This is a genomic window from Plantibacter sp. MCCC 1A11337, assembly GCF_013349365.1.
GTDB lineage: Bacteria > Actinomycetota > Actinomycetes > Actinomycetales > Microbacteriaceae > Plantibacter > Plantibacter flavus_A.
In genome coordinates this window covers 903331-917376 of sequence record NZ_JABJWX010000001.1, presented here as the reverse complement: position 1 = coordinate 917376, position 14046 = coordinate 903331, and the positions used below count along the sequence as shown (strand labels likewise).

Here is a 14046-nt window from a genome sequence, read left to right as displayed (position 1 = left end):
GGTCTGAGGCGCCTGCTCGATCGACTAACTTGGAACAATGACCACCGAGGCCATCCTCAAGCACGTCCACGTGCGAGCACCGGGGAAGATCAACGTCTTCCTCAAAGTCGGCGAAGTGATGGACGACGGCTACCACGACGTCGCGACCGCGTACCAGGCGATCTCCTTGTACGAGGACGTGCACGCGTACCCGGCGGACGACTTCAGCGTGTCGTTCTCCGGCTCGGTGGACGTGTCGGGTGTGCCGACCGACACGAGCAACCTCGCCATCCGCGCCGCGAAGGCCCTCGCGCGTCGGACCGGGTACCGCGGCGGTGTCCGGCTCGAGATCGAGAAGCACGTCCCGGTCGCCGGCGGGATGGGCGGCGGCTCAGCCGACGCGGCGGCCACGCTGCTCGCCTGTGACGCCCTCTGGGGGACCGAACGCAGCCGCGACGACCTCCTGGCGCTCGCGGCACGCCTCGGCGCGGACGTTCCCTTCGCGCTGCTCGGCGGCACCGCGGTCGGCACCGGCCGCGGCGACCAACTGAGCAGTGCGTTGGCCAAGGGGCAGTTCGAGTGGGTGCTCGCCCTCGCCGACTTCGGGATGTCGACCCCGCAGGTCTACCAGGAGCTCGACGCCCACCGGGCGCGGCACATCCTCGACATCTCGCCGTCCGGTCGTCAGCCGACGGTCGACGCCGCGGTGCTGCAGGCGTTGCGGGCGGGCGACGCCCACCTCCTCGGCGAGGTCCTCTACAACGACCTGCAGGCCGCCGCGCTGCAGCTGCGTCCGGTGCTGGGCGAGGTGCTCGAGTTCGGCGACTCCCAGGGCGCCCTCGGCAGCCTCGTCTCCGGCTCCGGGCCGACGATCGCCTTCCTGACGGCCGACACCGACGACGCCGTCGAACTGCAGGTGACGCTCGCCTCATCGGGGCTGAAGGTCATCCGAGCCCGCGGGCCGGTCCACGGCGCCCGCATCGTCTCGCAGAGCTGAGACACGGCCCGCACGAACGAAGCAGCCCCGGTCGGAGATCCGACCGGGGCTGCTGTCCGAGGTGGTGCGGTTCAGGCCGCGACGCCGCGCACGCGGAGCGAGTTCTCGATGATCGTGAGCCCCTCCATGCCGGGGAGCTTCGCGATGTGCCCGTCGATGCGGCGCACCTCGGCCAGGCCGTCCTCGTCGCCGAAGAGGTGTCCCATGACGTGTGTGACCTCGGAGTCGGGCATGACGCCGGAACCGACGGGGCCCCACACCTTGCGGAGGAGGAACCGGGTGAGTCGACGGGCGCTCTTCGACGACTCCAGGCGTGCCCTGGCCTGGCTCGCGTAGAACGCCACGTGACGGGTCTCCTGCTTCGCGATCCGCTTGAGGAGGACCGAGAGCACCGGGTGCCGCTCCAACTGTGCGAGGCGGGTGTACGCGGCGGTCGCGGACCACTCGTTCGCCGCGCCCCAGCTCATGTGCACCGCGATGAAGTCGGTGCCCACGAGGTTGCCGAGGATCGACTGCTTGATGGGGTCGAGACGGTCCTTCCAGCCGAGCTTCAGGCGCGTCGCCTTGAGCTCGTCGAAGTCGACCGTGATGTCGTGGGCGGCGAGGACGGCGGCGAGCGCCTCCCCGTGCCAGAACTCCTCACGGTTCCACATCGTCATGAACGCGCCGACCTCGTCATCCTCGTGGGACGGCGTCATGAGCATGTCGCGCAGGTAGCAGACCGTGTGGTACTCGATGTCGCACATGTAGCGCAGGCTGCGCAGGGTGGAAGCGGGGAGCGGGTTCGTCTTGAACTCGTCGAAGTCCAGGTCGCTCCAGTTCACCGAGACACTCGTCTCGGTGAACTTGTCGATGTCAAACGCCATGTGCGGTGGGGCGGTCGGGGATCGTGTCCTCGGCCGTCCGCTCTCCTCTCGGCTGTGCGGGGCGCGGTGCGCGGGTCAGTTCGTCTTCGGAGCGGACGCCTCCGGTGGTTCGTGCCCATTCTCGCACCGTCCACCGCCCGGCCTGCGCCAGCTTGTACAGGGTGTGGTCGGGGTTGACGGCGACCGGGTTCCCGACCAGCTGCAGCCAGGCGGCGTCCGCATGGGAGTCGCCGTAGCCGTAGGAGTGCGCGAGGTCCATGCCGTGCTGCTCGGCGTACTGGGTGAGCCAGGCGCCGCGCGCTTCGTCGACGAGCGGCGGGCTGTCGAGGTAGCCCGTGAGGCGACCGTTCTCGGCGTGCATCGCCCCGGCCACGACCTCGTCGAAGAACGGCTCGAGCGGAGCCGTCATGAGGTCGATGGTGCCGGTGACGAGGATCGTCCGGTGACCGGCCGCCCGGTGCGCGGCGATCTGCTCGAGCGCCTGGGGGAGGAGGCGGGACCGCACGGCCTTGCCGAAGCCGCCCCGGACGATCTTCTCGAGCTGCGCCACGTCGACGCCCTCGTAGCGGCGCATGAACGTACGGATGAACTCACCGCGGTCGCGGAGTTCAGCACCGATGTACCCCGGCATGGAGGCGCCGAGCGCAGCGATCTCGATGGGCCAGCGCGACCGCGAGGTCGCGGCGAGCCGCAGCCAGAGGTACTGCTCGATGAGGTTCCAGGCGAGCACCGTGCCCTCGAGGTCGAACACCGCGAGGACGTCGTCGCGCACGGGCAGGATCTTCTGCTGCTTCGCGGCGCCCGCCTTGCGGTTGGCGAAGGCGCGGGTCAGGGTCGTGACGGCGGGGAAGTGGATGCGCTGGAAGTAGTCGTCCCAGTCGATCGTCGTGACGTCGAACCCGCGGTCCGCCTGCTGCTCGGGCGTCAGCGAGGCGTGCAGGGCACGGGTGCGCTGGTCGTCGAAGACGATCTCGCTCTGCACGTAGGAGCGGTAGAGCCCGGTGAAGTCGCGGAGCGAGCCGAGGTCGCTCGACGCCTTGCGGATCCGGTCCTGCCACCCGCGGGTGGTCGCGTTCGCCGGCAGGTGGGAGACGACCCGGCCGGCAGCCGTCGTCGCCTTCTGCCGCCGGTCGATGGAGCGCTCGATCGCGCGCCCGCCGGGGAAGTTCCAGGTCGGCACGCTGATGTCGCCGGCGTCCGCCGGGATCGGGTGCTCGGTGAAGTAGCTGTGCACGTTCGCGTACATCTTGTGGAACGGCAGCGGGTTGCTGGCTCCTGAGCTCACGTGGAAGTAGCGCGCCGCAGCCGGCTCCGGCGGGGTCTGGGCCGCGGCGAGGATCGCGTTGACGACGAAGTCGACGGGGATGATGTCGAGCACGCTGTCGGGGAGGCCCGGGAAGTCGGGCAGCTGCCCGCGGCCGTAGGCGATGATCAGCGGGTCGGCGACCTTGTAGCCGTCGATCCAGCCGGGGAAGGGGTGCGCGAGCGCGCTCTCGATGATCGAGGGGCGCACGACGGACAGTCGGTTGCCCTCGCCGGCCCAGCGCTCTTCGGCGACCCGCTCGGCCATGGCCTTCGTGAAGGTGTAGACGTCGGTCCAGCCGAGGCTCTCGGCGCGTGCGCGGCCGTGGGCGACGAGTCGGGCGTCGACCCAGGCGATGCGTGCGGCCTCGGCGGCGTTCGAGACGGCCTGGGGGCCTGCCTTGCCGTGCTCGCGGCGGGCGGTCTGCATGAGCTTGCGCAGGACCTCCGGACGACGGGACGACTCCTCGGTGCGGACGCGCGCCGAGCGGGCTGCCTCGGCCTCGACGCGCCAGTCGACGTCGTGTGCGAGGCTGCGTTCCGGCTGGATGCCCTTCCGCGTGCCGCCGACGTAGGCGGTTGAGACGTGGACGACGTGCGGGGTCGCGCCGCTCTTCGCGAGCGCCGCGTACAGGGTGGTCGCGCCGCCGACGTTCGTGGCGAAGGCCTCGTCGATCGGCGGGTCGAAGGAGACGGTCGACGCGCTGTGGATGACGACGTCGAGGTCGGCCGGCAGCGCCATCTCGTCGAGGCCACCCTCGATCACGCTGACGCGTTCGGCCACGATCGCCGCAGCGGCTTCAGCGCCGACGCGTTCGCGCCAGGCCTTGAACACCGGCTTGCGGAGCAGGGTCTGGAGACGGTCGCTTCCGCGCACCGACCCCTTCTTCCGGATGAGCAGGCTGACACGGGTGGTCGGGTGATCGGCGAGCAGGCGCTCGAGCACCGCCTGACCGAGGAAACCGGTTCCGCCGGTGACGAGCACGTGCGCGCCGTCGAGGGCGTCCGGGGCGGTGGGGGGCTGCTCAGCGGCGGGCTGCTGAGCCTCGGGCTCCTGCGCGGCGGGCTGCTCGGCGTCTGGCGTGGGGGTGTCGGTCATCGGTTCTCCTCGAGGCTGCCGCGGCGTCCGCGGCGGGCAAGTCTTGCGGCGAGATGGAGGCCCGACTGACCGGGCAGCGCGTCGATCGACGCGTCGATGCCGAGGACGGCGGGGTCGCTCCAGGTGGCGGTACTGCGGAACACGAGCGCGGCGAACCGTGCCGTCTGTCGGGGGCCGTTCGCATCGGAGCCGGTGGGCCACACGGCGTTCCGGATGCGGCGACGGGTGATGCCCTGCGCACGGGGCGACGCGGCGAGGCGGTCACTCGCTTGCGCGGTGAAGAATTCGAGGTGCCTGGCCTTCGTCTCCAGGATCTCGTCGATGAGACGGTCGAGCACGGGGTGCGGTTCGCGCTCGCGCACCGTGCGGTACGCCGCGTGGGTGATGAGGTCGTCGATCGTCCCGATCGTCATGTGCCAGGCGATGATGTCCTCGCCGAGCACGTTCGCGATGAGGGCCTGGCCGATGGGCGCGAAGCGGTCGCGCACGCCGTGGACGGTGCGGCGGAGACCCGTCGAACGCGTCTTGTCGCGAGGGGTCCCGTTCGCCTTGAGCACGGTGTCGAGGGTGTCGGTGATCCAGTACTTCTCGTACGCCCAGGTGATGAGGAACGCGGTGACCCTGGCGTCCTTGTGGGTGGGGGTGACGAGCACTCCGCGGAGGTACTGCATGGTCGCGCGCTCGATGTCCGACAGGGCCCGGAGGAGCGCGACCGTCTCAGCACTCAGCGGCGTTTCGGCGAATGCCTCGGCGTCGATCTCCTTGCGACGACTGCCGACGGCGGACTTCGCGTAGTCGCGGACGCTGAACCCGTGGGCAGGCCGCAGCATGGCGCTCTCCTGCTCCGCGTCCTCGAGGGCTGCGGGTGCTGTTCCGCGCGGCGAATCCCGGTTCACCATGGCGTCTCCGTTCCGTGACGATCCGACCTCATCACTGTAGCTTGCAACGATACGCAACGCGTAGCGTATTCTGATCCCCATGGCTACAGCTCTCGTCACCGGTGGGACGTCCGGCATCGGTGCCGCGTTCGCCACGGCGCTCGCCGGACGGGGCTTCGACCTGGTGCTCGTCGCCCGTGACGTCGAGCGGCTCGAGCGATCGGCCGAGCGACTGCGCGCGACCGGTCGCACCGTCGAGGTGATCAGTGCCGACCTCTCGGACCGCGCCGACGTCGCGAGACTCGCCGCACGGATCGAGGACCAGGCGTCGCCGATCGAGGTCGTCGTGAACAACGCCGGGTTCGGCGTGCACGCCCGCCTCACCGATCCCGACACGAGCGAGCTCGACAACGCGATCGAGGTCATGTGCCGGAGCGTCACCACCCTCTCGGGCGCCGCGGCCCGCGCCATGCGGGAACGCGGACGCGGCACCATCATCAACGTCTCGAGCACGGCGGGGTACATCACCACCGGCGGGTACTCCGCGGTGAAGGCGTTCGTCACCACCTACACCGAGGCGCTCGCCGTCGAGCTCGCCGGCTCGGGTGTCCGCGTGACGGCCCTGTGCCCCGGATGGGTCCGCACCGAGTTCCACGATCGCGCCGGCATCAGCACCCGCTCGATCCCGTCGGGTCTGTGGATCGATGTGGACCGGCTCGTCGCCGACGCCCTCCGCGACGCCGGGAGGGGGGTCGTCGTCTCCATCCCGAGCTTCCGCTTCAAAGCCCTCATGGCCCTCGTCAAGTTCGCGCCCCGTGCGTCCATCCGGTGGATCTCCGGCCGGATGTCCTCGAGCCGTCGAGCCGCCAACGCCGCCCAGTCAGGAGCCCGCCGATGACCGCAGAGCCGCGGTTCACCTCCTCCCTCCACGCCAACGCGCGCTTCGTCGCCCAGCGTCTGCTGCTGAAGCCGCTGGTCTGGTCGCTGACCCGCGTGACGGTGACGGGTCGCGAGCGCCTGTCGGGCGTGACCGGGCCGTACATCGTCGTCGCCAACCACCAGTCGCACCTCGACGCACCGCTCGTCGTCGGGGCCATGCCTCGTCGGCTGTCGCGCTACCTCGCCGCCGGTGTGGCGGCCGACTACTTCTTCGACGTCCCCGCCCGTCGGATCTTCGCCGCGCTCTTCTTCAACGCCTTCCCGGTGGACCGCTCGGGCGACCGCAAGCGTGCAGGCGTGTCTCGGCAGCTGCTCGAGAGCGGCGTCCCGATCCTGATCTTCCCCGAGGGCGGCCGGTCGCGGACGGGCGAGCTCGGCCGGTTCAAGCCCGGTGCCGCGGCACTCGCCACCCGCCAGGGCATCCCCTGCCTCCCGGTGGCCGTCCTCGGCACCCACTCCGCCATGCCGAAGGGTCGCAACTGGCCCGTCCCCGGACGACCGCCGGTGCGCGTCGTCTTCGGGCAACCGATCCACCCGCAGCCGAACGAGACGCCCGTCCAGCTCATGGACCGCGTCGTCGCCGAGATCGTCGCGCTGCGCGCCTCGGTCGAGCCGGGAGCACACGTTTCGATCGACACACCACGAAAGGAAGCCGGATGACGTCTGTGGAGCACATGAAGTGGTGGGGCTGGGGAGTCGAAGGGGTCGCCTTCGAGCACAGCAACAAGCCGGACTTCGCGCCGTTCGTGAAGCAGGCCGTCGGTCTCGACCTCCGGAAGCCGGCGCAGTCACACCTCAGCTTCGACGAGCTCACCGTCCCGGCGTCCCGTGCGTCCGAGGAGTTCATCGCCGAGCTCTCGACGCTCGTCGGCCAGGGTCACGTGACCACGGACGACCAGGAGCGCGTCGTCCACACCTACGGCAAGAGCATCCGCGACCTGCTGCGGATCCGCGCGAACGACCTGCCCCGCACGCCCGACCTCGTCGTGTACCCGGCTGACGAGGCCGAGGTCGCGTCGGTCGTCGCTGCAGCCGTCGCCGCAGACGCCGTGATCATCCCGTTCGGCGGTGGCACCAACATCGCCGGCTCGCTCGACCCCCAGCCGACGGAGGAGCGGGTCATCATCTCGCTCGACCTCGGCCGGCTCGACCGCGTCCTGTCGATCGACGAGGGCTCCGGTCTCGCCACCATCCAGGCCGGTGCGCAGGGCCCCTCGATCGAGGAGCAGCTCGGCGCCAAGGGCTGGACGATGGGCCACTTCCCCGACAGCTTCACGCACTCCACGCTCGGCGGATGGGTCGCGACCCGCTCCTCGGGCATGCAGTCCGACAAGTACGGCGACATCGCCGACATCACCAAGGGCCTGCGGATGGTGCGCCCGAACGGCATCGTGGCGATCCGCCCCGTCCCGAGCGCGTCGACCGGACCGAGCGTCCGCGAGATGATCATCGGCAGCGAGGGGCGACTCGGCATCATCACCGAGGTCACCGTGCAGGTCCACCGGACGCCGGCCGTCCGCGAGGTCCTCGGCTACTTCTTCCCCACCTGGGAGGCCGGGCTCGCGGCGATGCACGAGATCGCGGAGAGCGACGCCAGCCCCTCGGTCACCCGGGTGTCGAACGCCCGGGAGAGCGGCTTCTCCCTCGCGACCCGCAAGGCCAGCACCGGCGTCTCGGCGCAGGTCACCAAGGGGCTCATGAAGGTGCTCACGGCCAGGGGTTGGGACCTCGAGCAGCTGTGCCTCTCCTTCATCGGCTACGAGGGCAGCGCGTCGCACGTGCGATACGAGAAGGGCCTCGTCGGCTCGATCGTCCGGAAGCACGGCGGCATCGGCGTCGGCAAGGGCCCCGGCGCCCTCTACGACCAGAAGAAGTTCGACACCCCGTACCTGCGCGACTTCCTCCTCGACCGCGGAGCCGCGGCGGACGTCTCGGAGACCGCAGCGCCCTGGTCGCGCCTGCAGGAGGTCTACGACGCCGCGAACGACGCCGCCAACGCCGCGTACGACAAGCTCGGGGTGCACGGGTGGATCATGTGCCACCTCTCGCACTCGTACCACTCCGGCGCGTGCCTGTACTTCACGTTCGCGTTCATCACCGGCGACGACCCGATCGGCGAGTACGAGCAGGTCAAGTCGGCGATCCAGCAGTCCTTCGTCGACCACGGTGGCACCCTCTCGCACCACCACGCGGTCGGCGTCGAGCACTCGCCGTGGATGGAGCAGGACATCTCGACCGAGGGCGTCGCGATCATGCGCGGCCTCTTCGACAGCGCGGACCCCGGCTCGAACTTCAACCCCGGCAAGATCCTCGCGGACTGAGCCCGGTCGCTGAGTGGTCCTGCGGTCCCTGAGTGGTTCTGCGGTCCCTGAGTGATTCCTCCGGTTTCTGAGTCGCTTCTCCGGTCCCTGGGCCGTTTCTCCGGTCCCTGAGCCTGTCGAAGGGCGGGCTCAGGGCCGGAGCCGACCCGATCGCACCGCAGTCGCCGGCAACCGGACGATGAGTGCACCAGGGTCGACGGTCAGCCGGGCCGCAGAGACCAGGCCGATCCCGTCGCCGTCGGCCTGGAACTCGGCGGGCGGTGAGACCGTCACGTCGATGCGTCGTACGCGCAGGTAGCGGAGCGCACCTCCGGCGGAACCGGCCGTCTCGACGGCGCTCGGCTGCACGCGGCGGCCCCGTGTCCGTCTGCCCTTGGAGAACCGGGCGACGGGATTGTTCGCGCGGTGCAGCCAGCGCGTGACCCGGACCCCGTCCCACCCTTCGAGGGACCGCACCATCAGGACGTCGAGCACACCGTCGTCCAGGAGGGCGTCGGGGAGGACGTCGAGGCCCGCCGAGACGGTGCCGCAGTTGCCGACGAACATCGTGTGCGTCCGTCCGCTCCGGATCGGTCCGCCGTCCTCCTTCCAGGAGACGCGGGGCCGATCGCGCCGGAAGAGTCCGCGGATGATCGGGACGACGTAGGCGATCCAGCCGAAGCGGCGCTTGAGCACCGGGTCGGCGTAGGCCACCATGTCCGCGTCGACACCGAAGCCCGACATGACGAGGAACGGGGTGCTGCGCCGGACGCCCTCGGGGTTCCGGTACTCGATCAGGCCGACGTCGACGCTGCGGTCCTCGCCGGTGAACGCGGCCCGCACCGCGGCGACCGTGTCGATCGGGATCCCGGCGTTCCGCGCGAAGAGGTTCGCGGTACCGACGGGGACGACGGCGAACGGCGTCCGGGTGTGACGCATCGCCCCGGCCACCTCGCGGACCGTCCCGTCACCGCCGGCGGCGATCACGAGTGCCGCGCCGCCCCCGAGGGCCTCCGCGACCTGGTCGACCGCGGTCGACCGCTCGCGGGTCGGGATCCAGCTGGTCGGGCCCCAGCCGGCCTCGGCGGCTGCGGCGTCGACGAGCCTCGTCACGCGCTCGAGCTGGATGCGCGTCGGGTTGTAGATCACCGCAGCGTGCGGCGGGGTGCTGCCTCGCGTCATGCGGCCAGTGCCGGCCAGAGGACGGACAGGACCTGTTCCGCCCAGTCGTCGTCCATGTCGGCGCCGCGGACGAGCTGTCCGAGGACCGCACCGAGGAGCAGGGTCGCGACGAGGCGGCCGTCGAGTCCGGGCTTCAGATCGCCGGTGGAGATCCGTTCGTCGACCAGGTTGGACAGCGCGCGCGCCCGGTTCCTCGTGAGGTCGCGGAGCAGCGTCGAGAACTCGGGGTCGTCCTGGAGCAGGATCGACGCGATCGTGCCCCGGCCCACCACGTCCTCGATCATCGCCCGGGCTTCGTGGAGCAGCCAGGTGAAGGTGTCGTAGGTCGAGAGGTTCTCGGGGATCTCGACCGGAGTCTCCATGGCGCGGGCGACTGCCGCCGTGAGCAGCTCCGAGCGGTTGCGGTACCGCCGGTAGATCGTCGTCTTCGCCACGCCGGTGGTCTCCGCGACCGCCTCGATGTTGACGGCGACCGAGCCGCGCGAGCGCATGAGGTCGAGGGCTGCGTCGAGGATGCGGTCGCTCATCTGCTGAGCGCGGGAGACGCGTCGGGAGACGGGCACCGACCAACCTCCTCCGCGCGACGCCGGAGTCCGGTCGGATCGGTCGATTGCGCTACGCCCACCGTAGCGCAATGGGCTGAGCGCGCATAGGGAGGGGCCCGCTGACGGTCCGGTCGTCAGTCCCAGCGAGGGTCGTCCGGGTCGGGGGAGTCCTCGCCGTCGGCGTCGGTCATGATCGTCGCGCCGTCGATCCAGGCCGTCAGGGCGTCACCGTGCAGCTGCTCGGGGGCGGGAGCGCCGAAGAGCTGCGGGTGCGTCACGGCCGCGAGCGGTGCGTCGCTGGCGAAGACGACGACGTTGCCGAGTGGCCCCTCGTCGTCGACCGGATCGAAGTCGAGGACGACGGCGACGTGGGCGAACACGGCTCGCAGCGTCGCCGCCTGGCGACGCGAGTAGTCGAACGGGCTGCCGTCGAGCAGGTTCACCGCGATCACGCCGTCGTCCGCCGAGCGCGCCGCCACTCGGCGGTAGAACTCGAGGCTCGCGACCCGACGGTGGATCACCGCCGCATCCCAGAGGTCGACGACGGTCACCTTCGCGTCCCGCCACGCTGGGACGTCCGCGCCGGTGGTGGCGGCTTCGTCGATCGGCTCGTCCGCGACGGCCCTGGCGTCACCGAAGCGGACCTCGACCCGATGACCCTCCGGGAGCGGCAGCGCCTCCAGCATCCCGGTGAACAGCTCCGGTTCGAACTCGACGACGAGCTGCGGCGATCCCGGACGCGTCGCCTGGACGTAGCGGGGGAGCGTCAGCGCTCCGGCTCCGAGGTGGACGACGAAGAGCTCCTCGCCCGCCGGGGCCTCGGCGTCGATCACTCGTGCGATGTGCCGGATGTACGGGTACTCGAGCGAGCGGGGATCCGCGAGGGAGACCACCGACTGCGGGATGTCGTCGACGCTGAGTTCGTAGCGCAGCGTCCGCTTGTCGAGGAGGGTGATCCGGGCGTCGCGGCCGCCGAACGGCAGTCGGCGGGAACGGGAGAACAGAGGCACCCGTGCAGCCTACGGTGCACGGGCGGTGCTCGACGCCCGGGCCCGGTATCGTTGACCGGATATGGCACACCTTCTCGGCGCTGAAGCGCTCCACCTCGAGTACCCGACCAAGGTCGTCTTCGACGGCATCACGATCGGGGTGAACGAGGGCGACCGCATCGGCATCGTCGGCCGCAACGGTGACGGCAAGTCCACCCTCCTCGGCCTCCTCGCCGGCCGCAAGGAGCCCGACTCCGGCCGCGTGACGGTGCGCAACGGCGTCACGGTCGGCGTGCTCGACCAGTCCGACACCCTGGACCACGACAAAACCGTCGGCCAGACCATCGTCGGCGGTTTCGACGAGCACGAGTGGGCGGGCGACCCGAAGGTCCGCGACGTCATCTCCGGCCTCGCCTCCGACATCGCCTGGGACGCCCTCGTCGCCGACCTCAGCGGTGGGCAGCGTCGCCGGGTCGCGCTCGCCGCCCTACTCGTGGGCGACCACGACATCCTCTTCCTCGACGAGCCCACGAACCACCTCGACGTCGAGGGCATCACCTGGCTCGCGCAGCACCTCAACCGCCGCTGGTCGAAGAACTCCGGCGGCCTGCTCGTCGTGACCCACGACCGGTGGTTCCTCGACGCCATCTGCACGGCCACGTGGGAGGTGCACGACCGCGTCGTCGAACCCTTCGAGGGCGGGTACGCGGCCTACGTCCTGCAGCGCGTCGAGCGCGACCGTTCCGCCGCGGTCTCCGAGGCCAAGCGCCAGAACCTCATGAAGAAGGAGCTCGCCTGGCTGCGCCGCGGCGCTCCCGCCCGGACGGCCAAGCCGAAGTTCCGCATCGAGGCCGCCAACGCGCTCATCGCCGACGAGCCGCCCGTGCGCAACACGGTCGAGCTGGCCGGCATGGCGACCGCCCGCCTGGGCAAGGACGTCGTCGACATCCTCGACGTCACCGTGTCCTACGGCGACCGGACGGTCATCAAGGACGTCGAGTGGCGCATCGCCCCGGGCGAGCGCACCGGCATCCTCGGCGTGAACGGCGCCGGCAAGTCCACCCTGCTCGGGCTCGTCACGGGCGAGGTCGAAGCGACCGAGGGTCGCGTCAAGCGTGGCAAGACCGTCCAGGTCGCGACGCTCACGCAGCAGCTCGACGAGCTCGCCGAGTACGAGCAGGACCGCGTGAGCGACGTCATCGGGCGGAAGCGCACGAGCTACGTCGCCGGTGGCAAGGAGATGACCCCGGGGCAGCTGCTCGAACGCCTCGGCTTCACGAGCGCTCAGCTCTCCACCCCCGTCAAGGACCTCTCGGGTGGTCAGCGCCGCCGCCTGCAGCTCCTGCTCATCCTCCTCGACGAGCCGAACGTCCTCGTGCTCGACGAACCCACCAACGACCTCGACACCGACATGCTCGCCGCCATGGAGGACCTCCTCGACTCGTGGCCGGGCACGCTGCTCGTCGTCTCGCACGACCGGTATTTCCTCGAGCGGGTGACCGACCAGCAGTACGCGATCATGGACGGCCACTTCCGGCACCTGCCCGGCGGCATCGACCAGTACCTGGAGCTCAACGCCGGGACGGCCGGCAGTCGCTCGCAGGAGCACGACCGCCCGACGGCCTCCGGCGGTGGCCCGACCAAGAAGACGCCGAAGCTGAGCGGTGCGGAGCTCCGGAACGCGCAGCAGGAGATCAAGGCGATCGACCGCAAGCTCCACAAGCTCAACGGCCAGATCGAGCAGGCGCACGAGAAGGTCGCGGTCCACGACCAGAGCGACTTCGCCGGGATCACCGCGCTCGGTGCCAAGATCCAGGCCATGTACGGCGAGATCGCCGACCTCGAGGTCCGCTGGCTGGAGCTCTCCGAGCTCGTCGAATAGCCCACTCGGCGCACGCCGATCCGTCGATCGCCGCTCTGTTCCGAAGTGTTACGCACCGGTTCGTCATCCCTGCTAGGCCGACGTACCGTCGAATCAGCGTCCACCGGCGCGCACCACCCGAAAGAGGAATCACAGCAATGACCTTCTCGAAGAAGCTTCTGGCCGGACTGGCCATCATCCCCGCCCTCGCGCTCCTCGCCGGATGCGCCGGCGGCGCAGGCTCAGGCGCCGCCGCTGAAGACAAGGGCACCGAGGCGAACCCCGTCAAGATCGGCGTCGTCGGCGCGAGCGACCCCTACTGGGAGACGTACAAGGAGGCCGCCGAGAAGGAGGGCATCTTCGTCGACATCGTCGACTTCGGCGAGTACACGCAGCCGAACCCGGCGCTCACCGAGGGCGAGATCGACCTCAACCAGTTCCAGCACATCGTCTACCTCGCGCAGTACAACGAGGCCTCCGGAGAGGACCTCACGCCCATCGGCTCGACGGCGATCTACCCCCTCGGCCTCTACTCGACCAAGGTCGACAGCGTCAAGGACATCAAGAAGGGCGACACGATCGCCATCCCGAACGACGAGAGCAACCAGGCTCGTGCGCTCCTGGTCCTGCAGTCCGCAGGCCTGCTGGAGCTGAAGGACGGCGGCAACATCTTCTCGACGCCCGACGACATCATCGCTGACAAGTCGAAGGTCACCGTCACCTCGCTCGAGGCCTCGCTGACGCCGACCTCGCTGCCTGACGTCACCGGCGCGATCATCAACAACGACTTCATCAACGACTCCGGTCTGAAGGCGTCCGACGCGATCGCCGAGGACGACCCGTCCGACCCGAACGCGCTGCCGTACGTCAACATCTTCGCCGCGAAGGCCGCCGACGCCGACAACGAGACGTACGCGAAGCTCGTGAAGATCTACCAGGACACGAAGTCCGTCATCGACGGCGTCGTGGAGAACTCCGGCGGTACCGCGGTTCCGCTGAAGACCCCGGTCAAGGACCTCGTGAAGTCGCTCGAGACCGTCCAGAAGGACATCAAGGCCAAGGGCTGATCCGACGTTCAGAGCGTTCCTGTGGGAGGCTGTCATCCGCTC

General features: G+C 70.0%; 12 protein-coding genes. 6 read left to right on the top strand and 6 right to left on the bottom strand.

Translation table 11 applies throughout. The features are described 5' to 3' along the window. Window positions 1–37 precede the first annotated feature (37 nt). Window positions 38–976 (top strand): 4-(cytidine 5'-diphospho)-2-C-methyl-D-erythritol kinase, encoded by a 939-nt coding sequence (locus tag HOW07_RS04230; protein ID WP_175116169.1) that lies wholly within the window; start codon window positions 38–40, stop codon window positions 974–976. Window positions 977–1047: 71 nt separating this feature from the next. Here HOW07_RS04230 and HOW07_RS04225 read toward each other — a convergent pair whose 3' ends face one another. Genes HOW07_RS04225 through HOW07_RS04215 form a run of 3 tightly spaced genes read right to left on the bottom strand, consistent with a single transcriptional unit; the run spans window position 1048 to window position 5142 of the window. Next, window positions 1048–1842, bottom strand: coding sequence for a hypothetical protein (locus HOW07_RS04225; protein ID WP_056007527.1), 795 nt, complete (start codon window positions 1840–1842; stop codon window positions 1048–1050). Continuing rightward, a complete protein-coding gene (locus tag HOW07_RS04220; protein ID WP_175116168.1) occupies window positions 1832–4243 on the bottom strand; it encodes an SDR family oxidoreductase in 2412 nt (803 codons plus the stop codon). The genes HOW07_RS04225 and HOW07_RS04220 overlap by 11 nt, the downstream gene beginning before the upstream one ends. Continuing rightward, window positions 4240–5142: a hypothetical protein gene (locus HOW07_RS04215; protein ID WP_121289874.1), complete on the bottom strand. Its 903-nt coding sequence runs from the start codon at window positions 5140–5142 to the stop codon at window positions 4240–4242. Before HOW07_RS04215 ends, HOW07_RS04220 begins: the two co-directional genes overlap by 4 nt. Before the next feature lie 79 nt (window positions 5143–5221). Between HOW07_RS04215 and HOW07_RS04210 the strand changes: the two genes are divergently transcribed. Genes HOW07_RS04210 through HOW07_RS04200 form a run of 3 tightly spaced genes read left to right on the top strand, consistent with a single transcriptional unit; the run spans window position 5222 to window position 8381 of the window. Then, window positions 5222–6019 (top strand): SDR family oxidoreductase, encoded by a 798-nt coding sequence (locus HOW07_RS04210; RefSeq protein ID WP_071261108.1) that lies wholly within the window; start codon window positions 5222–5224, stop codon window positions 6017–6019. Then, window positions 6016–6720: a 1-acyl-sn-glycerol-3-phosphate acyltransferase gene (locus tag HOW07_RS04205; RefSeq protein ID WP_071261107.1), complete on the top strand. Its 705-nt coding sequence runs from the start codon at window positions 6016–6018 to the stop codon at window positions 6718–6720. The genes HOW07_RS04210 and HOW07_RS04205 overlap by 4 nt, the downstream gene beginning before the upstream one ends. Next, complete coding sequence (locus HOW07_RS04200) at window positions 6717–8381, top strand: FAD-binding oxidoreductase (protein WP_175116167.1); 1665 nt, start codon at window positions 6717–6719, stop codon at window positions 8379–8381. The genes HOW07_RS04205 and HOW07_RS04200 overlap by 4 nt, the downstream gene beginning before the upstream one ends. A 129-nt stretch (window positions 8382–8510) precedes the next feature. On the opposite strand, the gene HOW07_RS04195 is transcribed toward HOW07_RS04200, so the two are convergent. From HOW07_RS04195 to HOW07_RS04185, 3 genes are all read right to left on the bottom strand, one after another. Continuing rightward, window positions 8511–9542 (bottom strand): diacylglycerol kinase family protein, encoded by a 1032-nt coding sequence (locus HOW07_RS04195; protein WP_121289880.1) that lies wholly within the window; start codon window positions 9540–9542, stop codon window positions 8511–8513. Next, window positions 9539–10105: a TetR/AcrR family transcriptional regulator gene (locus HOW07_RS04190; RefSeq protein ID WP_121289883.1), complete on the bottom strand. Its 567-nt coding sequence runs from the start codon at window positions 10103–10105 to the stop codon at window positions 9539–9541. Before HOW07_RS04190 ends, HOW07_RS04195 begins: the two co-directional genes overlap by 4 nt. Before the next feature lie 116 nt (window positions 10106–10221). After that, entirely contained in the window at window positions 10222–11097 is an 876-nt protein-coding gene (locus tag HOW07_RS04185; protein ID WP_175116166.1) for a fused MFS/spermidine synthase, read from the bottom strand. 61 nt (window positions 11098–11158) lie between these two features. On the opposite strand from HOW07_RS04185, the gene HOW07_RS04180 reads away from it, so the two are divergent. Both HOW07_RS04180 and HOW07_RS04175 read left to right on the top strand, forming a co-directional pair. Beyond that, window positions 11159–12958 (top strand): ABC-F family ATP-binding cassette domain-containing protein, encoded by a 1800-nt coding sequence (locus tag HOW07_RS04180; protein ID WP_121289887.1) that lies wholly within the window; start codon window positions 11159–11161, stop codon window positions 12956–12958. A 137-nt stretch (window positions 12959–13095) separates the two neighbouring features. Next, window positions 13096–14004, top strand: coding sequence for a MetQ/NlpA family ABC transporter substrate-binding protein (locus tag HOW07_RS04175; protein WP_175116165.1), 909 nt, complete (start codon window positions 13096–13098; stop codon window positions 14002–14004). Window positions 14005–14046: the final 42 nt, after the last annotated feature.